Below are 21123 nucleotides of genomic sequence, written 5' to 3'. Positions count from 1 at the left end.
GCCGTGCCCAGGCGGGCGGTCAGAGGGGAGCGCGGGCAGCGGTATGACAGCGCCGGGAAAGCATAGCAATGTGCTCCTGAAGAAGCGCCCAAGAACGCCTGAATCATTCTTCAGGTTCCGTGTGCGCCCGCTGCGGCGCGGTAAAATGCCGGCATGGAAAACAAGGCGCGACGCGAAAGGCAGGCATGAGAATCCTCCTGGTGGAAGACGACCGCAAGGCGGCGCGCCTGCTGGCCCGCGGCTTGCAGGAAGAGGGTTTTATCGTCGACGTGGCGCACAGCGCGGAAGAGGGCGAGGATGAAAGCTACGCCGTCGACTACGATGCGATCGTGCTGGACTGGATGTTGCCGGGCAAGCAGGGCATCGATTTTTGCCGCGACTTGCGCGCGCGCGGCATCCAAACGCCTGTGCTGATGCTCACGGCGCGCGACGCCACGGCCGACCGCGTGGCGGGCCTGAACACGGGCGCCGACGATTACCTCACAAAGCCGTTCGAATTCGAGGAACTGCTGGCGCGCATCCGCGCCTTGCTGCGCCGCTCCGACATCAGCCGCCCGCTGGTGCTGGCGCTGGCCGATTTGACGCTCGATCCCGTCAGCCACCAGGCCACGCGCGCCGGCGCGCCGCTGGTGCTGACTCCCAAGGAGTATGCGATTCTGCTGATCCTGCTGCGCCAGGCGGGCGAGGTGGTCAGCCGCGCGCGCCTGGCCGAGCAGATATGGCAGGCGGACCTGATCGGCATCGACAACCTGATCGACGTCCACGTGCGCAACCTGAGGGGAAAAGTGGATGCGCCGGGCTTGCCGCCCTTGATCCACACGGTGCGCGGACGCGGTTTCCGCCTGGCGGAAAACAACGGTGGCTAGCTTTCGCAAACGCTTGCTGCTGGTGCACCTGGCCGTCATCCTCGCCATCGTCGCCTGCACGGCGCTGGCCGGCTACTGGGGCCTGTCGCGCGCCGTGCACGGCCAGCTCGACGCGGCCCTGCTGGCGCTGGGCGAGACGGAAATGGCCATGCTGCCGGCCGCGCCGCGCCAGCCCGTGCAGGTGCACGAGGTGGCGCCGGGGCTGGCGCCGCCGTCGTTGACACGGCTCGACCGCCTGGTGCAGATCATCGATGGCGAAGGCCGCGTGCTGGCGCGCAGCCGCAACCTGGAGGCGGCGCAGCTGCCGGCGCCGGCCGCCCTGCTGGCGCGCCTGGCGGCCGGCGAGACCGTCTTCGAGACCCTGCCCAAGTTCGGCGAAGAGCCGCTGCGCATGGTGTCGATTCCCGTGCCCTCGTCCGGCGCGCGCCTGGCCGTGCAGGTGGCTGGTTCGCTCGACGACACCAACCACGTGCTGGCCGCGGCCACCGTGCTGTTTGGCGCCATGGCGCTGGCCTTGCTGGCGGCCGTGGGGCTGGCCGGCGAAATGCTCACGCGCCGCGTGCTGGGCGCCATCGACGACGTGGTGGACCAGGCGCATTCGATCGGCGAAGCCAGCCTGCATCAGCGCCTGCCCCATCCCGGCACGCAGGACGAGATCGGCCGGCTGGTCGACACCCTGAACGCCATGCTGGACCGCCTGGAGGACGGCTACGATGCGCAGCGCCGCTTCACGGCCGACGCCTCGCATGAATTGCGTTCGCCCCTGTCGCGCCTGCGCACGGAAATTGAAATTACCCTGCGCCGCCCGCGCGAAGCGCCCGAGTATGTCGATGCGCTGGCGTCCTGCCTCGATGAAGTGCAGCGGCTGACGACGCTGGTGGAAGAACTGTTGATGCTCACGCGCCTGGACGTGGGCCAGGAGCGCAATGCCGTGGAAACCATCGCGCTCAATCCCCTCGTGCGGGCGGCCGCGCAGCGCCTGGAAAAGGCGGCGGCGCAGCGCGGCATCCGCATCGTCTTCGATGACAGTGTGGCCGTGCAGGCGCGGGTGGCGGCCGGTCCCGTGGACCTGGTGCTGGCCAATCTGCTCGATAACGCCGTGAAATTTTCGCCGCCCGACAGCGTCATCGCCGTGCACGTGGCGCGCGACGGCGCGCATGCGATTGTCGGCGTGGCCGATGCGGGCCCGGGCATCGGCGTGGAAGACTTGCCGCATCTGTTCGAGCGCTTTTATCGGGGCGCCCAGGCGCGCGCGGGCGAGGCGCCCGGTTTCGGCCTGGGTCTGGCCCTGTCGCAAGCCATCGTGCACGCGTACGGCGGCAGTATCGAGGCGCAGAACCGCCCGCAAGGCGGCGCCCTGTTCCTCATGCGCCTGCCGGCGTCAGATTGACGGCGCGACGCCTTCCCAGCGCACTTGCCGCACTTGCGGCCAGGCGCCCGCGCGGTTGACGAAGCGCACCAGCACGGCGCGCTGCACGGCCTGGCACAGCACGGTGGCGATCAGCTGCACCTCCTGCCGGGCTTCGTCCCAGCTGCGCAGCATTTGCGACGGCGCCAGGCCCGCGCCTTTCAGTTCGGCCAGCAGCAGGCGCACGACATGGTCGGCTTGCGCCGCGGGGCAGGTGACGGTCAGGCGGTAGGTGGCGACAGCCGGCCCACGTTTCGCAAACCAAAGGAAGAACTTTTTCATCACACACCTCGCTCGGCGACAAATTCCGCGTTGTTCACGAGCGCCCAGCGCACGGCCGAGACGCTGCCTTCCAGGCTCACCTGGCTGACGATCTGCTCCAGCAATCCCAGGCTGGACAGGGGCGTGAGCAGGTCGGCCCGCACTTCGATGCGTCCCGCGTGCGCGGCATCCTCGCTGTGCAAGGATTGCAGCATCAGCGCCGGCATGCCGCTGATCAAGCGCAGCATCAGCTTGCGCACCTGGACTTCCTGCTCCGCCTCGCACACGGCCGTCACGCGGTAGATGCTTTCCGTCTCGATGCCCGCTTCGCTGCCGTGCGTGTTGATGCGCTGCGCCAGGTGGCGCAGCACGAGGTTGGCGATCAGCACGAAGCCCGTGCCGATGGCCGCTTCCAGCGCGAAGCCCAGGCCGCACAGGATGCCGATGGCGGCCGAGCACCACAGGGTGGCGGCCGTGTTCAAGCCACGCACCGTCATGCCTTCGCGCATGATGACGCCGGCGCCCAGAAAGCCGATGCCCGACACCACCTGCGCGGCGATGCGCATGTGGCCGGAGGCGTCGCCTTCGAGCACGGAAACCATCACGAACAGCGAGGCGCCGACGGACACCAGCGCGTTCGTGCGCAGGCCCGCCATGCGCTGGCGCAGCTGGCGTTCGGCGCCGATCATGGCGCCCAGGGTCAATGCCGCGGCAACGCGCAGCGCAAAGTCAAATACCACCATTATTTCTCCCGGCTTGGGAGGAACAGGCGAGTGCAAAGGCGAAGACTATCCGCCCGCAAGGGGGCAGCAGACGACAACGGTGGAACGATGAGGGGGAAGTGGCGGCGAGAGAGTACCGCCGCTGGTAAAACCGCACCTTGCCGAGGGCAAGGCGGGCGGAATGCGCGCGTCTTGCCTAAGGCCGATCGCCGATGGTCAATCGACTACTGTCACTGGAACAAGCACCCACGAGTCACTCCATATCATTGATAACGGGGACAGTCTAGCCAGTGGCGCCGCTTTGGTCAACTGAAGCTCTCTTCAGGAAGCCGCCGCGTCGTCCCCGCCAATGCGGGGACGGTGAAGGCGACCGGTGGATCAGTGGGCGTGTGCCTTGGTGTCGTCGGCATCGGCGTGGGCATGCTCGCCGCCGCCAAAGAAGCGCGCGGCGCGCTTGCCCAGGCTATCGAGATAGGTGTAGGCGACGGGCACCACCACCAGGGTCAGCAAGGTCGAGGTGATCACGCCGCCGATGACGGCGCGGCCCATCGGCGCCTGCGATTCACCGCCGTCGCCCATGCCGATGGCCATCGGCAGCATGCCGAAGACCATCGCCAGGGTCGTCATCAGGATGGGGCGCAGCCGTACTTGCCCCGCTTCCATCAGCGCCTCGAACTGCCCCAGGCCTTCGCGCTGGCGCTGGTTGGTGAAGTCGACCAGCAGAATCGCATTCTTGGTGACCAGGCCCATGAGCATGATGAAGCCGATCACGGAGAAGATGTTCAAGGTGCTGCCCGTAATGAGCAATGCAGCCAGCACGCCGATCAAGGAGAGCGGCAAGGACACCATGATGGCGATCGGCTGCAAGAAGCTGCCGAACTGCGAGGCCAGCACCAGGTAGATGAAGATCACGGCGATCCCCAGCGCCATCATCGCGCCGCCCATGGTTTCGGCCATCTGCTGCGCATTGCCGGCCACGTCGAAGCGCACGCCGGGCGGCAGGTCGATCGATTGCATCGCCTTTTGCACATCGGCGTCGACGTCGCCGGCGGGACGGCCCTGCGTGCCCGCATAGATGGCGACGCGGCGCTGCAAGGCCTGGCGTTTGAGCACTTGCGGGCTCGATGACGGCACGAAGTCGACCACCTGGCGCAGCGGAATCATGACGGGCTTGCCGTTGGCGTCAAGCTTGCTGGACGCCAGCGACAGGTCGGCCAGGTCGGCCACTTTTTGCCGGCCTGACTTGGGCAGCTGCACGTTGACGTCGTAGTTTTGTCCGTCGGACGCCAGCCAGTGGCTGACCGTGTCGCCCGCCACGAAAGGCCGCAGGGCATTGCCGATCTGCTGCACCGACAGTCCCAGGTCGCTGGCCAGTTCATTATTGATCTTCACGGTGGTCGACGGATTGGCACCTTCCTGGCTGTATTCCATGTCGGCCAGGCCCTTGATGTTGCGCATCTTGTCCATCAGCGTGTGCGCCACCGCATCGAGCTTGCCTTCGTCCGTGCCGAGGATGGCGATGAAGATGGGACGCTGGCCGACGGACAGGGTGATGCCGGCAATCGGCGCCAGGCGTTCGCGGATCAGCTTTTCCAGTTCCTGCTGCGAGCGGCGCTTGTGCGTCTTGATGTCCGTCAGCTTCAGGTTCACCTCGGCCGCGTTGCGGCCATCGGGCGTGCCGATATTGGCCACCAGGCTGTCGATCTCGGGGAATTCCTTCAGGGCCGTTTCGATCTGGCGCACTTTGCTATCCGTGTATTCGAGGCTGGAGCCGACGGGCGTCTTGAAGCGCAGGTTGACCCAGCCCTGGTCCGTCTCGGGAAACATCTCGCCGCCGATCATGGGCACGAGCATCAGGCTGCCCGCGAACAGGGCCACGGCCGTGGCCAGGGTCGTCTTGCGCCAGCGCAGGGCCACTGCCAGCACCTTGCCGTACCAAACGTGCAGGCGGTCGATGCCTGTCTCGATCCAGGCCATGAAGCGGCCCAGCCACGGCACGTACTTGAAGCGGTCCTTGACGGGGTCGCGCCAGACGGACGACAGCATGGGGTCGAGCGTGAAGCTGACGAACAGCGACACGAGCACGGCGACGGCCACGGTGATGCCGAACTGCAGGAAGAAGCGGCCGATGATGCCGTCCATGAAGGCGACGGGCACGAACACGGCGACGATGGCGAAGGTGGTGGCCATCACGGCCAGGCCGATTTCATTGGTGCCGTCGTTGGCCGCCTGGTAGTGGTTCTTGCCCATGCCCAGGTGGCGCACGATGTTTTCGCGCACGACGATGGCGTCATCGATCAAGAGGCCGATGCACAGGGACAGCGCCATCAGGGTCAAAAAGTTCAGGGTAAAACCGAAAGCCTTCATGGCGATGAAGCTGGCCAGCACGGAGATCGGCAAGGTCAAGCCCGTGATGATGGTCGAGCGCCACGAGTGCAGGAACAGGAAGACGATCACCATGGTCAGCACGGCGCCTTCGATGATGGTGCGCTTGACGTTATTGAGCTGGCTTTGCACGCGTTCCGATTCGTCGTCCAGCACGCGCAGGGTGATATCGGGCGGCAGGGTTTTTTGCAGGTCGGCCGCCACTTTCAGGATGCCGGTGCCCACTTCCACCACGTTGGCGTCCTGCACCTTGGTGATTTCCATCGTCACGGCCTGCTGGCCGTTCATGCGCGAGATCGACAGTTCTTCCTGTTCGCCGTCGACGACGGTGGCTACCTGGTCCAGGTAGACGGGGCCGACGGCGCGGCGCGCAACGATGATCTTGCCGAATTCGCGTGCATCCTTGATCTTGCCTTCCACGCGCACCAGCTGCTCTGCCGCGCCATGGCTGATGGAGCCGGCCGGCAGATTGGTATTCGTGGCCTGGATGGCGCGGATCACTTCATCGACGCCGATGCCCTGGGCATTGAGTTCGATCGGCTTCATGCTGATGAGGATCTGGCGCGCGCGCAGGCCGCGCAGCTTGACTTGCCCCACGCCGGCCACGCCCTGGAAGCGCTTGCTGATGATCTGCTCCGTCATGGTCGACAGCGCGCGCAGGTCATGCCCGGTGGCTGTGAGCACGATGGTGGCGATGGGGCGCTCGTTGTCGCCTTCGGCGCGGGCGATGAACGGGTCCTTGGCTTCTTTCGGGAAGCGCGGGCGCACCAGGGCCACCTTGTCGCGCAAGTCCTGCATGGCCTTGTCCATGTTCGTCGACAGCTCGAATTCCAGGTAGACGCCGGCGCGTCCTTCCCACGAGTTGGCGCGGATGGTCTTGATGCCGCTGACGGTGTTGACGGCGTCCTCGATGGGGCGCGTGATATCGTTTTCCACGGCCTCGGGCGAGGCGCCCGGGTAGTTCACTTCAATGGCGGCGAACGGGAACTGCACGCTGGGCATGCTCTCCACGCCCAGGCCCCGGTAGGAGAAGATGCCCAGCACCACCAGCGCCACCATGACCATGGTGGCGAAGACGGGGTTTTGAATACTGACTTTGGTCATCCACATGGCTCAGCCCTTCCGTGCCAGCACGGCTGCCGGCGCGGCGGGGGCGGCGGGCGTCGGTGCGGCGAAGGTCACGCCGTGGCCCGGTTTCACGCCATCGAGCTTGGCGATGATGACTTTCGCTCCCGGCACCAGGCCGGATGTGACTTCCGCATAGCCTTCATCCTCGTTGCGCAGTCCCAGGGTGACGGGCTGGGCGACGACCTTGTTGTTGACCAGCGCATACACGACGGGGCCCTGCTTTTCATTGCGCACGGCCGTCAGGGGCACCAGCGGCGCCACGGGCGAGCGCTCGGTGACGATGCTGCCCTTGGCGAACATGCCGCCGCGCAGCGCGCCATCGCCATTGTCGACGGCGATGTAGACGAGCATGGCGCGCGAGCCGCTCTCGGTGGTGGGGTTGATGCGCGTGACCTTGCCGGCGAAGTCGCGCGCGCCGAAGCCGTCGACCTTGAAGTGCACGTCCTGGCCCAGCTTGATGCGGGGGATTTCCGCGCTGGGCACGGGCGCTTCCAGGGTCAGCTGCGCCAGGTTGACGATGGTGTAGACGGGCATGTCGGGCGAGACTTTTTCGCCGGCCTGCAGGTGGCGCTTGCTGACGATGCCGGCCATCGGTGCGCGGATGATGGTGTCGGCCAGCGCGATGCGGGCGATGTCGAGCATGGCGGCGGCGGACTTGACGTTGGCGCGTGCCAGGTCGACGGAATTCTGCGTCGTGTCGTAGGCCGTCTGCGAAATGTATTTTTGCTTGAGCAGGGCCTGGCTGTTCGCTTCATTTTTGGCCGCCATCGACAGGCGCGCCTGCGCTTCGTCCAGCATGGCTTGCTGCTGCGTCAGGCGGGCGCGCAAGTCGGCCGCGTCCAGGCGCACGAGGATTTGCCCATTGGCCACTTGCTGGCCTTCCTGCAAGGTCGTTGCCTCGATCACGCCGGAAACCTTGGCCTTGATGGTGGCCTGGGTCACGGGCGCCAGCGAGCCGGACAGGGGCAGGCTGATACTGAGGGCGCGCGCATCGATGGCGGCCACGTCGCCCTGCGCCAGTTCATGCACGGGCGTCTTTTCCTGCTCCTTCTTCTTGCTCGCCTGCTGCTCGGCCGCCTTGGCGGCCTGCTGCTTCGATTGCATCACCGTCCAGCCGCCGCCGGCCAGGCCCAGCACGATCAGGATCAAGACGGGCGTGCGCCAGCGCCGGCGGCGCGTGGCGGCAAGGGGGGAGGCGGGGGGCAGGGTCTCGTTTTTCATAGGTTTTTTTAATCAGGAGCGGCGCAGGGGTTCGGCGCCAGGTCTCGGTGCGGCCGGCCTGCGGCAGGCCGGGGGAATTCGGGTAGCGCATCACCGTGGCGGCCGCAGACAGCACGCCTGCCGCTGCGGCCGTTCACGGCGATGCGCATGTTGCCACTTTAGGAAGATTCAAGCCCGGCCGCCATCGCCGTGCGACAGATTGCACAAAATCGGGGCTGGAATGCAAAAAACGGCGACCGGAGACCACGGCCAGCATGCGCGTCGTGCGCGTCACGATGCTTGCGCATCCTCAAGAAGCCGATTCGCCGGCGCGCAAGAATGGTCGGGATGGTTGCGCCACCGGACAGGCCATACGCCCGCCGGTTGCCGCGCGGCCGCGCCACAGGGGGCCTGATGTCTGATCGGATTGCCGGAGCCGCCCCGTCGCCGGGCCGTTTGCTGGCCGCGGCCGAACCGCAGGCGGGGCCGGCCGGCAAGGCGCTCGATTTGCTGTCGATCGTCGTTGCCGCGATCGAACAGGCGCCCGGCCTGGCCGTGCGCGGCATCGACCGCGACGGCATGGTGCGCTACTGGAGCGCTGGCGCGGCGCGCCTGTATGGCGTGGCGGCCGAACTGGCGCTCGGCCAGCCGTGGGCCACAGTGGCCGCCGCGCTGCCCGGCGCCGCCAGCGTGGCCGAGGCGGCGGTGGGCGAACTGACGGCCGTGTGGGAAAGCGGCAAGGCGCGCAGTACGCGCCTGTGGAAGCTCGATGCAGACGGGGCCGCGCCGCGCTGCATCTGCTCCACCGTGTTTCCCGTCATCCAATCCGGGCGTGTGCGGCAAGTGGTCTGCGTTGATGTCGACATCACGGCCGGCGGCCAGGAAGGCGCGGCGCAGGGCGCCTTGTTGCTGATGGGCGACAATTTCCGCCAGTTGTACGAGAAATCGGCCGACGCCATTTTGCTGTTGCGCGACGAGCATATCGCCGAGGCGAATCCGGCCGCCATTGCCCTGTTCCGATGCGAAGACCGGCCACGGTTGCTGGGACGCCGCCTCAGCGACTTTTCGCCCTTGCGCCAGCCCGATGGCGCCTTGTCCTCGTTGCGCGGCACGCAGCTGGCGGCGCAAGCCCACGCCGACGGCAACTGCCGCTACGACTGGCGTTATCAGACGTGCACCGGCGAGCTGTTCTGGGGCGAAGTGCTGCTCACGTCCGTCACGCTCGACCACACCTATCTGTTTTATGCCGTGATCCGCGATATTTCCTCGCGCAAACTGGCCGAGCGGGCCCTGTACCTGTCGGCGCAGGTGGTCGAACATGCGCGCGAAGCCATCGTGGTGATGGATCCGCAGCAGCGGGTCGTCAGCATGAATCCCGCGTACAGCGAGATCAGCGGCTACAGCCTGGACGACATGCTGGGCAAACCCTTCGTCCCGCACGGCGTGGAGCCGGACGCGCCCGCGTTTTTCGACCACGTGTGGGATGAAGTCGAGGCGAACGGCTATTGGCAAGGCGACATCATGGGCCAGCGCAAGGCGGGCGGGCGCTACCCGGCCTGGCTGTCGCTGACGGCCATCCGCGACCCGCAGGGACAATTGAGCAATTACCTGGCCATCCTCAGCGATATCAGCGAGCGCAAGAAGAATGAGGAACACACGCGCCACCTGGCCGAGCACGATTTCCTCACCGACTTGCCGAACCGGGTGCTGCTGCTGGACCGGCTGTCGCTGGCGCTGGCGGCCGCGCGGCGCAAGCTGAGCATGCTGGCCATCCTGTACCTGGACCTCGACCACTTCAAGCACATCAACGACAGCATGGGCCACCACGTGGGCGACTTGCTGCTCAAGGAAGTGGCGCGGCGCCTCGTGCGCTGCGTGCGCGGCGTCGACACGGTCAGCCGGCATGGCGGCGACGAGTTCGTCATCATCCTGGCCGAGGTGGGCGGCATCGACCAGGTGGCCCACGTGGCGGCCAGCCTGCTGCATGCCGTGACGCAGGTGTACCAGCTGGGCGAATACGAACTGCATGTATCGACGTCGATCGGCGTGGCCATCTTTCCCAGCGATGGCGACGGCATCGATACCCTCGTGCACAACGCCGACATCGCCATGTACCACGCGAAGGAGAACGGGCGCAACAATTTCCAGTTTTTCAATGCCGAAATGAATGCGCAAATCGTCGAGCGGGCCAGCCTGGAGCAGGGCTTGCGCGAAGCGCTGGGCCGCGATGAATTCGTGCTCGAGTTCCAGCCCGCGCTCGATGTGGCCAGCGGGCAGATCCTCGGCGCGGAAGCGCTGTTGCGCTGGCATCACCCGCAATTGGGCGTGCTGCCGCCCGAGCGCTTCATCGCCGTGGCCGAGGAATGCGGCTTGATGGTGTCGATCGGTAACTGGGTGCTGCGCCACGCTTGTCTGCGCGCACGGGCCTGGCACGATGCTGGCCATGCCTGGAGAGTGGCCGTGAATCTGTCGCCGGCGCAATGCCTGCACAATAATTTATTGCTCAGCGTACAAGAAGCGCTGGCCGTGTCGGGTTTGCCTGCCGCCAGCCTGGAACTGGAAGTGACGGAATCGTTGCTGATGAAGGGCGGCGCGCGCCTGGCCGGCGTGCTGGCGCAGCTGCGCGGGCTGGGCGCCAGGCTGGCCATCGACGACTTCGGCACCGGCTATTCGCGCCTGGCCAATCTGCGCCATTATCCGGTGGATAAACTCAAGATCGACCCCTCGTTCCTGCCCGCCGCGGCGGACGGCGCGGCGGGCGAGTCCGACACGGCCGTCGCCGCCACCATCATCGCCATGGCGCGCGAGCTGCAATTGACGGTGATCGCCGAAGGCGTGGAAACGGCGCAGCAACTCGCGTATCTGCGGGGGCAGGGCTGCCAGCAATACCAGGGACGCTTTGCCAGCGCGCAAGTCGAGGGCAGCGCGCTGGCGAGGTTGCTGCATTAATTACTGCATTAGTGAATGTTTCCCAGCAGCTTGATGCGCGCCAGCACCTGGCCATGGTCGGATGCATGCGGCAAGCCCAGCAGTAAATGGTCGTTGAGATAAGTCACTTCCTGCAGCACGCCGATGGCGCGCGGCGAGGCGGGATGAAAATGTTCGGACACGAGGATGTGGTCGATCGTCATGTAGGCGCTGTCGTGGATATTCGTGTAGCCCACGTGGCGCAAGGCATCCTGGCGCAGCTGGATGGCGTTGGCGTCGTACAGGCGCGCGCGCATTTCCATGCCGGGTTCGCACGGCGCGCCCGCGCCCATGACGATGGCCGTGGTGACGGCATTGGCGATGTCGTTGAAGTCGCCCAGCACGATGCGGGGACGGCCGCTGTGGCCCAGCTCGCTTGCCAGCATGCGCAGGGCCACGGCTTCCGCGCCGCGCCGCTGCAGCGAGCGCAGGTTGGCCAGCGCGTAGGCGGCCGCATCGTTGCCGTCGCCATGGCGGTAGTCGGGCCGGCGTGATTTCAAGTGCACGACGACCACGTCCGTGAGCTGTCCGCCAGGCAAGATGATCTGCACGTGCAGAGGCGCGCGGGCGAAGCGGCAGGCGTTGTCCTCGGCGGATATGCTTACGCCGGCGGGGAAATCCGACCAGGCCACACCGGCGTCCACCAGCGGCAGGCGCGACACGAGCGCCACCGTGGGCAGCATGCGTCCGGCAATATCCATTGCGTCGTAACCGGCCACGGTGGCTGCGCGGTAATGGCGCGTGCGCGACAGCACGTCGCGCAGGGCCGCCTGCAAGAAAATTTCCTGGAATCCGATCACGTCGGCGTCGAGCAGGTCGATCTGCCGCGCCGTCCACTCCGCCTTGGCCTCGTATTGCGCCGGGCTCAACGGTTCCAGGTTGTCATACAATTTCGCCCCGGCGGGGGCAAGGTTGCAGACATTGAATGTGGCAAAGCGGATTTCTTCCTGCATAATTAGCACTCCTCACTGAACGATCAGCGTATCACGCATGGCTAAAAAAGAGCATATTTCCGAAACCCAGGCGACGCAGTTGCTGCGCAAGCATCAAGTTTCCTTCGAAGAACACCCGTATCCGTACGAAGAGCACGGCGGCACCAGCGTGTCGGCGCGCGAACTTGGCGTGCCCGAGCACGATGTGATCAAGACCCTGGTGATGCAGGACGAGGCGGCCAAGCCGATGATCGTGCTCATGCATGGCGATTGCAAGGTGTCGACCAAGAACCTGGCACGCGGTATCGGCTGCAAATCCGTCGAGCCGTGCAAGCCCGACGTGGCGCAGCGCCATTCCGGCTACATGATAGGCGGCACCTCGCCGTTCGGCACCAAGAAAGCCATGCCCGTGTACGTGGAGCAATCGATCCTGGAATTGCCGCGTATCTACATCAATGGCGGGCGGCGCGGTTTTCTCGTCTCGCTGGCGCCGCAGGTGCTTGTTGATTTGCTGCAAGCCAGGCCGGTGCAGTGCGCCTTGCAGGACTAAGAAAACCAGTTCCCGCCCTGTCCGTAGGCGGGGCGCTGGTGTATATTCTGCTGCGCCAGCCTCGATGCTGGTGTAATAAACACAATAAAGGGAAGAAATGAATCCAGTAATCACAACCGTGGCAATGACAGTGGCCGCTTACTTGCTTGGCTCGATATCGTTTGCCGTGGTGATGAGCAAGGTCTACGGCATTGCCGATCCGCGCACCTATGGCTCGAAAAATCCGGGCGCCACCAACGTGCTGCGCAGCGGCAACAAGGGCGCCGCCATCATGACCCTGCTGGGCGATGGCGCCAAGGGCTGGCTGGCCGTGTTCCTGGCCGACCACTTTGCCGGCGCGCTGGGCGTGGGCGACACGGCCGTGGCCCTGGTGGCCATCGCCGTCTTCCTCGGCCATCTGTGGCCCGTGTTCTTCCGCTTCGTCGGCGGCAAGGGCGTGGCGACGGCCCTCGGCGTGCTGCTGGGCATCAATCCATGGCTGGGCCTGGCAACCCTGGCCACCTGGCTGATCATCGCCTACGCATTCCGCTATTCCTCGCTGGCAGCCTTGGTGGCGGCCCTGTTCGCGCCGTTTTACTATGGCTTGCTGTTCGGCGTCGATCCCATTTTGCTGTCCGTCATCGTCATGAGCGTGCTGCTCGCTTACCGTCACAGCCAGAATATCGCGAACTTGCTCTCTGGCAAGGAAAGCAAGATCGGCGGCAAGAAGGATGCGGCCAAGGCGCCCGCCAAGAAAAAGTAAGCGCTTGATTTCCCGCGGCCCGCACGCATATGCTGTGCTTGCGGCGCCGCGCGGTGCGGCCGCCACCGACCCGCGCAAAGGCTGCCCACCATGACTGTTTCCACTCCCACTCCCGTCCGTATCGATTTCGTTTCCGACGTTTCCTGCCCCTGGTGCGTGGTCGGCCTGAAATCGCTGGAGCAGGCACTGGCCAAGCTGCAAGACACCGTCCAGGCCGACATCCACTTCCAGCCTTTCGAGCTGAACGCCAACATGCCGCCCGAAGGCGAGGACATCGGCGAACACATCGCCCGCAAATACGGTTCCACTCCGGAACAGATGGCGCAATCGCGCGAAGCGATCCGCGCGCGCGGCGAACAGCTGGGCTTTACCTTCGCCATGGACAAGCGCGGCCGCATCTACAACACGTTTGACGCGCACCGTCTGCTGCACTGGGCCGCTCTGGAAGGGCGCCAGAAGGAACTCAAGATGGCGCTGTTCGATGCCTACTTCACCCAAGGCCGGGATCCGTCGTCGCACGAGGTGCTGCTGGCCGTGGCCGGCAAAGTGGGGCTAGACACCGTGAAAGCGGCCGACGTGCTGGCATCGAACGCCTATGCGGACGAGGTGCGCGCCCAGGAGCAGTTCTACCAGCAGAACGGCATCAACTCGGTGCCGGCCGTCATCATCAACGAGCGCCATTTGATTTCCGGCGGCCAGCCGCCTGAAGTGTTCGAGCAAGCCTTGCGCCAGATCATCGCGGGCGCCTGAACCAGGCGCCAATGGCGCGCGCCATGACGGTTAATTTCGGCTACACTCCGCAGTGAAGGAGGATAGCCAAATGCCAACAGCCCGCTGGAATGGCGCCGTCATCGCGCAAGCGACCGATGCGCAGGTGCAAGTCGTTGAAAACAATATATATTTTCCTTTGTCGGCGGTGACGCAGGACTACCTGCGTCCCAGCAGCCACACGAGCGTCTGCCCGTGGAAGGGCACGGCCAGCTATTACGACCTCGTCGTCGAGGGCCAGGTCAATGCCAACGCGGCCTGGTATTACCCCCAGCCCAAGGATGCCGCCAAGCAAATTGCCGGCCACGTCGCCTTCTGGCGCGGCGTCAGCGTCGAGCGCTGACACTTTCTTTCCATACTAAAAATCAATAGAAAGCAGACGATGGATTTACGCCTCGCCGTGTACCAACTCGCCTCGGCCCATGCGCTCGATGCCCAACAAACCCGGCAGTTGCAGGAAGTGGCCGGTTTCCAGCGCGAACCGGCGCGCCTGGCCCACTGGCTGCCGCGCGGCGTGGCCGTGCTGGGCGCCGCCTTGCTGGGCATGGGCTTGATCTGCTGGGTGGCCGCCAATTGGGAAGACTTCGGCCGTATGGGCCGCTTTGCCTTGCTGCAAGCGGTGTTTGCCGCCGCCTGCGTGGGCGCGTTTGCCGTGCCCAAGGCGCGCGTTCCCTTGCTGTTGCTGGCCTTGCTGGCCATCGGCGGCCTGTTCGCTTACTTCGGCCAGACCTACCAGACGGGCGCCGATCCGTGGCAGCTGTTCGCCCTGTGGGCCGTGCTGGCCTTGCCCCTGTGTTTTGTCGCGCGCAGCGATGTGCTGTGGACGCCGTGGATGCTGGTACTGTCGACGGCCGTCACGCTGTGGATGCAGGCCCATGTGCGCCATAGCTGGCGCATCGATTCGTCCGACCTGAGCATTTTCCTCAGCGGCTGGCTGGCCGTGCTGCTTGCCTGTGCGTTTGTCTCGCCCCTGCTGGCGCGCTGGACGGGCGCGGGCAACTGGGCCCTGCGCCTGGGCCTGGTGCTGGCCACCATCCTCATCACGGGCACGGCCGTCAGCGCCCTGTTCGGCAATGAGATCGAGTCGCCGTACTGGGCCGGACTGGGCTTGCTGCTCGTCGCCGGCGTCCTGCTGGCCACCGGCCGGTTCTTTGACGTGTTCGGCCTGAGCGCCGTGGCGCTCGGTATCAACATCTTGCTGGTGGGCGGCCTGACGCACGTGCTGTTCAACGGCCAAGGCGATGGCGTCGGCGCGCTGACCGTGCTGGGCTTGCTGGCCGCCGTGCTGCTGGCGCTGACCGTGCAAGGTATCCTGTGGCGCACGCGCCGGGAGGCGGTATGAGCAATATCAATACTCAACGAACCGATGCGCTCGCCACCCTGATCGACGACGCCACGCGCGCGGGCCTGCTGCCGCCCAACGCCACCCGCCCCGTGCAGGATGTTCGGCCGTGGCCGCTGGTGCTGATGACGGCCTTCGGCGCCTGGCTGGCCGCCATTCCCCTGATGATTGCGCTGGGCGTGGGCCTGGAAAGTATCGTGCGCCATGGTCCCGGCGCGTATGTCGTGGCCGCCATCGTGCTGGTGGTGGCCGTGCTGCTGATCCGCACGCGCGGCGTGGCGCTGTTTGTCGAGCAACTGGCAGTGCCCTGCCTGCTTGTGGGCGGCGGCTTGCTCGGCTATGCCTTGTACCGCGACTATTCCACGCAGACGGCGTTGCTGCTGCTATGCCTGGCGTGCCTGGTGGCCGCCGCCGCCTTGCCGCGCGACTGGCTGCGCGTGCTGCTGGGACTGGTCGCCTGCGGCTTGCTGGGGCTGGGCATCGTCGATAGCACGCGCGACTGGATTTTCGAGAACGACCCCACGGAACTGTATTTTGCCTGGATGCTGGCCCTGGCACTGTGGCTGGCCGCCCACTGGCTGCAGAAGCAAGCGTTCAATGATGGCCGCGGCGCGCCCGTCGCCGCCTTCCTGGAATCGCTGTCGACGGGGTGGGTATTGGCGATCCTGCTGGGGCTGGTCTTCTGGTCCGGCATGACCTTCATGCTGGGCGGTGCCTTGGGCGGTGGCTTTGCCGGCGAAGTGGCGCGCGAAGTGACCCGGCACCAGGGTGCTGCCTGGTATGCGCAGGCCTTGAATGGCGTGTCGCTCGTGCTGGCTGCGGCGGCCGCCGCCTGGACGGGATGGCGCTGGCCCGCACTGCGCCAGTTGCCCGCCATCGGCGTGGCGCTGGTGCTGATCGTGCTGTCGTGGTTCATGCCGGGGCTGGGGCCCGTGCTGCTGATCCTTGCGTATTGCGTGACGAGCGGGCGCTCGCGCGTGGCCGTGGCGGCCGCGCTGGCGGCGGCGTGGATCATCGGCAGCTTTTATTACCAGCTGGCCTGGCCGCTGGCCAGCAAGGCGGCGCTGCTGGCGATAGCGGGCGCCGTGCTGTGCGCGCTGTCGTGGCTGGCCACGCGCGGCGCCGTGCTGCATCTGGTGGAAAGTAAACCGGCGGACGTGGCGCTTGAGCGCCGCGCCGCGCGCCTGGGCGTGCTGGGCGGGTTGCTGCTGGTGTTGTTGGTCGCCAATGGCGGCATCTGGCAAAAAGAGCAGCTGATTGCCAAGGGGGAGGCAATCTTCGTGGCGCTGGAACCCGTCGATCCCCGCTCGCTGATGCAGGGCGATTACATGCGCCTCAATTTCGTCAACCTGGGCGTGCTGAGCACGTTGGCCAGTGTGGAGCGGGCGCCCGGCCGGCCCTTCGTCGTGGCCAGGCGCGATGCGCGCGGGGTGGCGGAACTGCTGCGCCCGTACACCAAAGAGGCGCTGGCACCCGGTGAACTCCTGCTCGAGCTGACGCCGAAGGATGGGAACTGGGTGCTGGTCAGCGATGCCTGGTTCTTCAAGGAAGGCGAGGCGGCGCGCTGGGAAAAGGCACGCTATGGCGAGTTCCGCGTGCTGTCCGATGGCCGCGCCTTGCTAGTGGGCATGCGCGGCCCGGAACTGGAAAAGCTGTAGCGCAAGTCACAGCGCAAAAGCGCGCCGGGGCGGGCATCCTGTAAAATTGCCCGATGGATAATATTACGCATTCGGTCATCGGCCTCGGGGTCGGCGAACTGGTACACCGCAGCCTGCCGCCCGAGCCGCAAGCCCCCGCACAGCGCACCCGGCGTGCGCTGTTTCTCTTTACGGCATGGTTTGCCAGCAACGCGCCCGACCTCGATCTGGTGCTGACCCGGCTGCTGCCGCGTCCGTTCGGCTACATGCTGCACCACCGCGGCCACACGCACACCTTGCTGCTGGCCTTGCCCCAGGCGCTGATCTTGCTGGCCCTGCTGTGGCTGCTATGGCCGGGCGCGCGGCGTCTGCTGAAGGAAAGCGTGCCCGCCCGCATCGGCCTGGCCGCTTGCCTGCTGCTGGGATTCTGCTTGCACATGAGCATGGATTTCCTCAATTCCTATGGCTTGCACCCGTTCTATCCGTTTGACAGCCGCTGGCTGTATGGCGACATGGTCTTCATTGTCGAACCGATGTTCTGGGTGCTGCTGGGCGTGCCCGTGATCATGTCCTTGCGTTATGGCATCGTCAAAAGCGTGCTGCTGGCGGGGCTGGCGGCGGCCCTGTGTTTCTTCACCTATAAAACCTATCTGGCGCCCGCCTCGCTGGCCGTGCTGCTGGGGCTGGGCGTGATCCTGGCCGTGCTGCAGGGACGGGCCGGCGAACGGGGACGCGGTCCATTGCTGCTGGCTTTCGCGCTGGCGGCCACCTTCATCGGTACGCAGGGCGTGGCTTCCGCCCTCGGCCGTACGCGCATCGAGGCGGCTGTGCAGCGGTTCGATCCGGGCACGCGCGTGTGGGACGTGTCGATGACGGCATTCCCCAGCAACCCGCTGTGCTGGATCTATGTCTCGCTCGACAGCAAGACGGACGCCAAGGCGGACGCGTACACCTTGCGGCGCGGCACCCTGAGCCTGCTGCCCGAATCGCTGGCGCCCGCCGCTTGCCCGGCCGGGCTGGCCGAGACGGGCAAGAAGGAGCAGCAACTGGCGCCCGGCATCGCCGTGTCCGCACGGGCGGCGGGCAGCCTGGCCGCCTTGCGCGCCTTGCAGGAAGACAATTGCTATGTCGACGCCTGGTTCCGCTTTGCGCGCATGCCCAGGTTGAATGCGGACAAGTTGACGGACGTGCGTTTTAATCCTGGCATGCAGCCCAATTTTACGACCGTCGAATTGCAACAGTTCCGCAGCCGGCCATGCCCCGCCTACGTGCCGGGCTGGGACCGTCCTCGCGCGGACATGCTGGCGCGGCCGAAATAGAGAACGGATGTGTTGCTATTAAGCAAAAAATATCGCGTGTGCGCCTGTTTTGCCACGGTCCAGCATGCGACACTACCAATTCAGCAACAATGATATTTCGTTAGGATTATTTTGGAAGAGCAGCACGCCTTACCGTATTTGCGAGAAACCCTGCTGTTTCTCGCCCTGGCCGGGATTTTTATTCCGCTATTGCAACGCCTGAAGGTCAACCAGGTGCTCGGCTTCCTCGCCGTGGGCGCCCTGTTCGGCCCGTTCGGCTTCGGCCTGTGGGCCGGCGATTTCACGTGGCTCACGTATTTCTCGTTCGTGCGGGCCGAGCAGGTGAGCGGCCTGGCCGAGCTGGGCGTGATGTTCTTGATGTTCATGATCGGCCTGGAACTGTCGACGGAACGGCTGTGGGCGCTGCGGCGCTGGGTATTCGGCGCGGGCGTGGGGCAGGTGGCCGTCAGCGCCTGCCTGATCGGTGGCGTGGCCTACTACTTTGGCCTGTCGCTGGAAGCGTCCATCGTGCTGGGCCTGGTGCTGTCGCTGTCGTCGACGGCCGTCGTGATGCAGTTGCTGACCGACCAGCGTTCCTTGCAGACGCCGGCCGGCCAGGCGGGCTTTTCCATTCTGATGTTCCAGGATTTGATGGTGGTGCCGCTGTTCATCCTGATCGACGTGTTCGCCAGCGGGCGCAGCGACGACCTGGCGTATCTGCTCAGCTTTGCGGCCGTGAAATCGGCGGGCGCCATCCTGCTGATCTATCTGCTGGGGCGCCGCGTGATCCGCCCGCTGTTCCAGTTCTTCGTCAAGAAACACCAGCCCGACGTGTTCATGGCCCTGACCTTGCTCAGCACCCTGGGCATCGCCGGCCTGACGTATTTGGCGGGCTTGTCGATGGCGCTGGGCGCCTTGCTGGCCGGCCTGCTGCTGGCGGAAACGGAGTTTCGCCACGAAGTGGAAGTGACGATCGAGCCCTTCAAGGGCTTGCTGATGGGGCTGTTCTTCATGTCGGTGGGCATGCAGATCGACGTGCGCGAAATCCTCAAGTCGCCCGTGCTGATTCCGCTGGCCGTGCTGAGCCTGTTTGCCTTGAAAGCCCTGGTTATCAGTGTGATTTTCCGCATCGGCGGCTTTCACTGGGGGCGCGCCGTGGAAACAGGCGTGCTGCTGGGGCAGGGCGGCGAATTCGCCTTCATCGTCGTCGCGTATGCACTCGGTACCAAACTGATCGGCCCGCAGGTGGCGCAGTTCGTCATGCTGGTGGTGGGCCTGAGCCTGTTCGCCACGCCGGCGCTGGCCAAGGCGGCGCGCGCGTTCGGCAACTGGTGGGAGCGGCGCCACCACCATCAGCTGGCCGACCTGGCGCATGGCGCGCTGCCGCCGCAGGGCAGCACCGTCATCATCGCCGGCTTTGGCCGGGTGGGGCAGTTGCTGGCCAAGGTGCTGACGGAGCAGGATATCGCGTATGTGGCGATTGAAAACGATGCGCGCCTGGTGACGACCCTGCATCCGCGCGGTTTTCCCGTGTATTTCGGCGATGCGTCGCGCGCGGAACTGTTGCAAAAGGTGAATGCGGACCGGGCCGCCGCGGTCGTGCTGACGATGGACCATGCGGCCTCCGTGCTGCACGCCGTGAAATCGATCCGCCGCGAATATCCGCAGCTGCCCGTGTATGCGCGGGCGCGCGACGAGGCGCATGCCGTGGCCCTGATACAGGCGGGCGCGACCCTGGTCGTGCCCGAGGCGCTGGAGTCGGCGCTGCAGCTGACGGCCACGGTATTGCATGAGGTGGGCCTGTCGGAAGCGCGCACGACGGACATCGTGCAAGCCGAGCGCGACCGGCGCAATGCCGTGTTGCTGGCGAAAAAGCTGTCGTAGTGCTGCCGTAGCGCAACAGTGCGTGTCGCCGTGCTTTGTCAATTATCTATACAATAATAGTATATGAGCACATCAACCACATGAAAGCCGCGACGAAAAGCGGAGCGGCGCCCCTGACGCCGCAGCAGCTGGCGGCGCAGGAAACGCAGCAAAAATTTGGCAAGCCCGAGCGGGGCTGGCGCGAGCGGGTGTACACCGTCATTTTCGAGGCGGAAACGCGCACGGGCCGCGCCTTCGATTTGCTGCTGATCGCCGCCATCCTGATCAGCGTGACGGTGGTCGTGCTCAGCAGTGTCGCCTCCGTGGCCGAGCGCTATGGCACCTGGCTGACGGCGCTCGAATGGTTTTTCACGATTTTATTCACCATCGAATATTTCGCCCGCCTGTCGTGCCTGCAGCATCCGGTGCGCTACGCCAAGAGTTTTTTCGGCGTTATCGACTTGCTGGCCATCGTGCCGACCTACATCGGCTTGCTGCTGCCGGGCGCGCACGTGCTGATCGACGTGCGCATTTTGCGCCTGCTGCGCATGTTCCGTATCCTCAAGCTCACGTCGTATGTGCATGAATATACGGTGCTGGGGCGGGCCTTGCTGGCCAGCCGGCGCAAGATCCTCATTTTCCTGTCGTTCGTCATGATGGTGGTCTTTCTGCTGGGCACAGTGATGTACGTCGTGGAAGGGCCGGATAACGGTTTCAGCAGTATTCCCACGTCGATCTACTGGGCCATCAGCACCATGACCACGGTGGGTTTCGGCGATATCACGCCGAAGACCGACATCGGGCGCACCATCGCCTCGCTGATGATGTTGCTGGGCTGGGGCATCCTGGCTGTGCCTACCGGCATTATCAGCGCCGAGATGACGGTACAGCGCAGCTCCAAGCTGGTCACCACGCGTACCTGCCCCACATGCCTGAAAGAAGGGCTCGACGACGATGCCAATTTCTGCAAGAACTGTGGTGTCGCATTGCCGCCGCTGGCACGCGATTAGCGCCTGAACCCTTCATCCACCGTATTTACTTTACTTTTTTAAGG

General features: G+C 65.4%; 17 protein-coding genes. 12 read left to right on the top strand and 5 right to left on the bottom strand.

Translation table 11 applies throughout. From position 1 onward, the window contains the following. Nucleotides 1–185: 185 nt before the first annotated feature. Nucleotides 186–866 carry a response regulator transcription factor gene (locus tag IGS55_RS20780; protein WP_230518412.1) on the top strand — a complete coding sequence of 227 codons (681 nt, stop codon included), beginning with the start codon at nucleotides 186–188 and terminating at the stop codon, nucleotides 864–866. Then, nucleotides 859–2256, top strand: a complete 1398-nt coding sequence (locus IGS55_RS20775; protein ID WP_230518413.1) for a HAMP domain-containing sensor histidine kinase — start codon at nucleotides 859–861, stop codon at nucleotides 2254–2256. The genes IGS55_RS20780 and IGS55_RS20775 overlap by 8 nt, the downstream gene beginning before the upstream one ends. On the opposite strand, the gene IGS55_RS20770 is transcribed toward IGS55_RS20775, so the two are convergent. The 4 genes from IGS55_RS20770 to IGS55_RS20755 form a co-directional block, all read right to left on the bottom strand. Then, nucleotides 2248–2556 carry a hypothetical protein gene (locus IGS55_RS20770; RefSeq protein ID WP_230518414.1) on the bottom strand — a complete coding sequence of 103 codons (309 nt, stop codon included), beginning with the start codon at nucleotides 2554–2556 and terminating at the stop codon, nucleotides 2248–2250. The genes IGS55_RS20775 and IGS55_RS20770 overlap by 9 nt on opposite strands. Then, complete coding sequence (locus IGS55_RS20765) at nucleotides 2556–3275, bottom strand: MgtC/SapB family protein (protein ID WP_230518512.1); 720 nt, start codon at nucleotides 3273–3275, stop codon at nucleotides 2556–2558. The genes IGS55_RS20770 and IGS55_RS20765 overlap by 1 nt, the downstream gene beginning before the upstream one ends. Nucleotides 3276–3635: 360 nt before the next feature. Continuing rightward, entirely contained in the window at nucleotides 3636–6752 is a 3117-nt protein-coding gene (locus IGS55_RS20760) for an efflux RND transporter permease subunit (RefSeq protein WP_329958155.1), read from the bottom strand. A gap of 3 nt (nucleotides 6753–6755) precedes the next feature. Next, nucleotides 6756–7991 (bottom strand): efflux RND transporter periplasmic adaptor subunit, encoded by a 1236-nt coding sequence (locus IGS55_RS20755; RefSeq protein ID WP_230518416.1) that lies wholly within the window; start codon nucleotides 7989–7991, stop codon nucleotides 6756–6758. 393 nt (nucleotides 7992–8384) lie between these two features. Here IGS55_RS20755 and IGS55_RS20750 point away from each other — a divergent pair, with 393 nt between their 5' ends. After that, a complete protein-coding gene (locus IGS55_RS20750) occupies nucleotides 8385–10919 on the top strand; it encodes a sensor domain-containing protein (protein ID WP_230518417.1) in 2535 nt (844 codons plus the stop codon). Between the two features lie 8 nt (nucleotides 10920–10927). Here IGS55_RS20750 and IGS55_RS20745 read toward each other — a convergent pair whose 3' ends face one another. After that, on the bottom strand, nucleotides 10928–11890 hold the full coding sequence (locus IGS55_RS20745) for an endonuclease/exonuclease/phosphatase family protein (protein ID WP_230518418.1): 963 nt from the start codon (nucleotides 11888–11890) through the stop codon (nucleotides 10928–10930). A 37-nt stretch (nucleotides 11891–11927) separates the two neighbouring features. Here IGS55_RS20745 and ybaK point away from each other — a divergent pair, with 37 nt between their 5' ends. The 9 genes from ybaK to IGS55_RS20700 all read left to right on the top strand — a co-directional run bounded on the left by ybaK (nucleotide 11928) and on the right by IGS55_RS20700 (nucleotide 21079). Further along, on the top strand, nucleotides 11928–12419 hold the full coding sequence (ybaK, locus tag IGS55_RS20740; RefSeq protein WP_230518419.1) for a Cys-tRNA(Pro) deacylase: 492 nt from the start codon (nucleotides 11928–11930) through the stop codon (nucleotides 12417–12419). A 97-nt stretch (nucleotides 12420–12516) separates the two neighbouring features. Beyond that, entirely contained in the window at nucleotides 12517–13161 is a 645-nt protein-coding gene (gene plsY, locus IGS55_RS20735) for a glycerol-3-phosphate 1-O-acyltransferase PlsY (protein ID WP_223278936.1), read from the top strand. Between the two features lie 90 nt (nucleotides 13162–13251). Beyond that, entirely contained in the window at nucleotides 13252–13911 is a 660-nt protein-coding gene (locus tag IGS55_RS20730) for a DsbA family oxidoreductase (protein WP_230518420.1), read from the top strand. 70 nt (nucleotides 13912–13981) lie between these two features. Beyond that, a complete protein-coding gene (locus IGS55_RS20725) occupies nucleotides 13982–14272 on the top strand; it encodes a DUF427 domain-containing protein (RefSeq protein ID WP_230518421.1) in 291 nt (96 codons plus the stop codon). Between the two features lie 39 nt (nucleotides 14273–14311). Continuing rightward, nucleotides 14312–15271 carry a DUF2157 domain-containing protein gene (locus tag IGS55_RS20720; RefSeq protein ID WP_230518422.1) on the top strand — a complete coding sequence of 320 codons (960 nt, stop codon included), beginning with the start codon at nucleotides 14312–14314 and terminating at the stop codon, nucleotides 15269–15271. Beyond that, nucleotides 15268–16929, top strand: coding sequence for a GDYXXLXY domain-containing protein (locus IGS55_RS20715; RefSeq protein WP_230518423.1), 1662 nt, complete (start codon nucleotides 15268–15270; stop codon nucleotides 16927–16929). The genes IGS55_RS20720 and IGS55_RS20715 overlap by 4 nt, the downstream gene beginning before the upstream one ends. Nucleotides 16930–16982: 53 nt before the next feature. Continuing rightward, complete coding sequence (locus IGS55_RS20710) at nucleotides 16983–18227, top strand: metal-dependent hydrolase (RefSeq protein ID WP_230518424.1); 1245 nt, start codon at nucleotides 16983–16985, stop codon at nucleotides 18225–18227. Between the two features lie 111 nt (nucleotides 18228–18338). Continuing rightward, nucleotides 18339–20090, top strand: a complete 1752-nt coding sequence (locus tag IGS55_RS20705; protein ID WP_230518425.1) for a cation:proton antiporter domain-containing protein — start codon at nucleotides 18339–18341, stop codon at nucleotides 20088–20090. 80 nt (nucleotides 20091–20170) lie between these two features. After that, entirely contained in the window at nucleotides 20171–21079 is a 909-nt protein-coding gene (locus tag IGS55_RS20700; RefSeq protein WP_230518426.1) for an ion transporter, read from the top strand. The last annotated feature ends 44 nt before the right edge of the window (nucleotides 21080–21123 follow it).

Origin of the sequence: Janthinobacterium sp. EB271-G4-3-2 (assembly GCF_020858035.1) — a bacterium.
Lineage (GTDB): Bacteria > Pseudomonadota > Gammaproteobacteria > Burkholderiales > Burkholderiaceae_D > Janthinobacterium > Janthinobacterium aestuarii.
This window is presented reverse-complemented; position numbering and strand designations above follow the sequence as displayed.

Bases quoted from the DNA above. Each gene is read 5' to 3' on its own strand.
- IGS55_RS20780 (WP_230518412.1), top strand. From the start codon at position 186: ATGAGAATCCTCCTGGTGGAAGACGACCGCAAGGCGGCGCGCCTGCTG.
- IGS55_RS20770 (WP_230518414.1), bottom strand. From the start codon at position 2,556: ATGAAAAAGTTCTTCCTTTGGTTTGCGAAACGTGGGCCGGCTGTCGCC.
- IGS55_RS20760 (WP_329958155.1), bottom strand. From the start codon at position 6,752: ATGTGGATGACCAAAGTCAGTATTCAAAACCCCGTCTTCGCCACCATG.
- IGS55_RS20755 (WP_230518416.1), bottom strand. From the start codon at position 7,991: ATGAAAAACGAGACCCTGCCCCCCGCCTCCCCCCTTGCCGCCACGCGC.
- IGS55_RS20750 (WP_230518417.1), top strand. From the start codon at position 8,385: ATGTCTGATCGGATTGCCGGAGCCGCCCCGTCGCCGGGCCGTTTGCTG.
- IGS55_RS20745 (WP_230518418.1), bottom strand. From the start codon at position 11,890: ATGCAGGAAGAAATCCGCTTTGCCACATTCAATGTCTGCAACCTTGCC.
- ybaK (WP_230518419.1), top strand. From the start codon at position 11,928: ATGGCTAAAAAAGAGCATATTTCCGAAACCCAGGCGACGCAGTTGCTG.
- plsY (WP_223278936.1), top strand. From the start codon at position 12,517: ATGAATCCAGTAATCACAACCGTGGCAATGACAGTGGCCGCTTACTTG.
- IGS55_RS20730 (WP_230518420.1), top strand. From the start codon at position 13,252: ATGACTGTTTCCACTCCCACTCCCGTCCGTATCGATTTCGTTTCCGAC.
- IGS55_RS20725 (WP_230518421.1), top strand. From the start codon at position 13,982: ATGCCAACAGCCCGCTGGAATGGCGCCGTCATCGCGCAAGCGACCGAT.
- IGS55_RS20720 (WP_230518422.1), top strand. From the start codon at position 14,312: ATGGATTTACGCCTCGCCGTGTACCAACTCGCCTCGGCCCATGCGCTC.
- IGS55_RS20715 (WP_230518423.1), top strand. From the start codon at position 15,268: ATGAGCAATATCAATACTCAACGAACCGATGCGCTCGCCACCCTGATC.
- IGS55_RS20710 (WP_230518424.1), top strand. From the start codon at position 16,983: ATGGATAATATTACGCATTCGGTCATCGGCCTCGGGGTCGGCGAACTG.
- IGS55_RS20700 (WP_230518426.1), top strand. From the start codon at position 20,171: ATGAAAGCCGCGACGAAAAGCGGAGCGGCGCCCCTGACGCCGCAGCAG.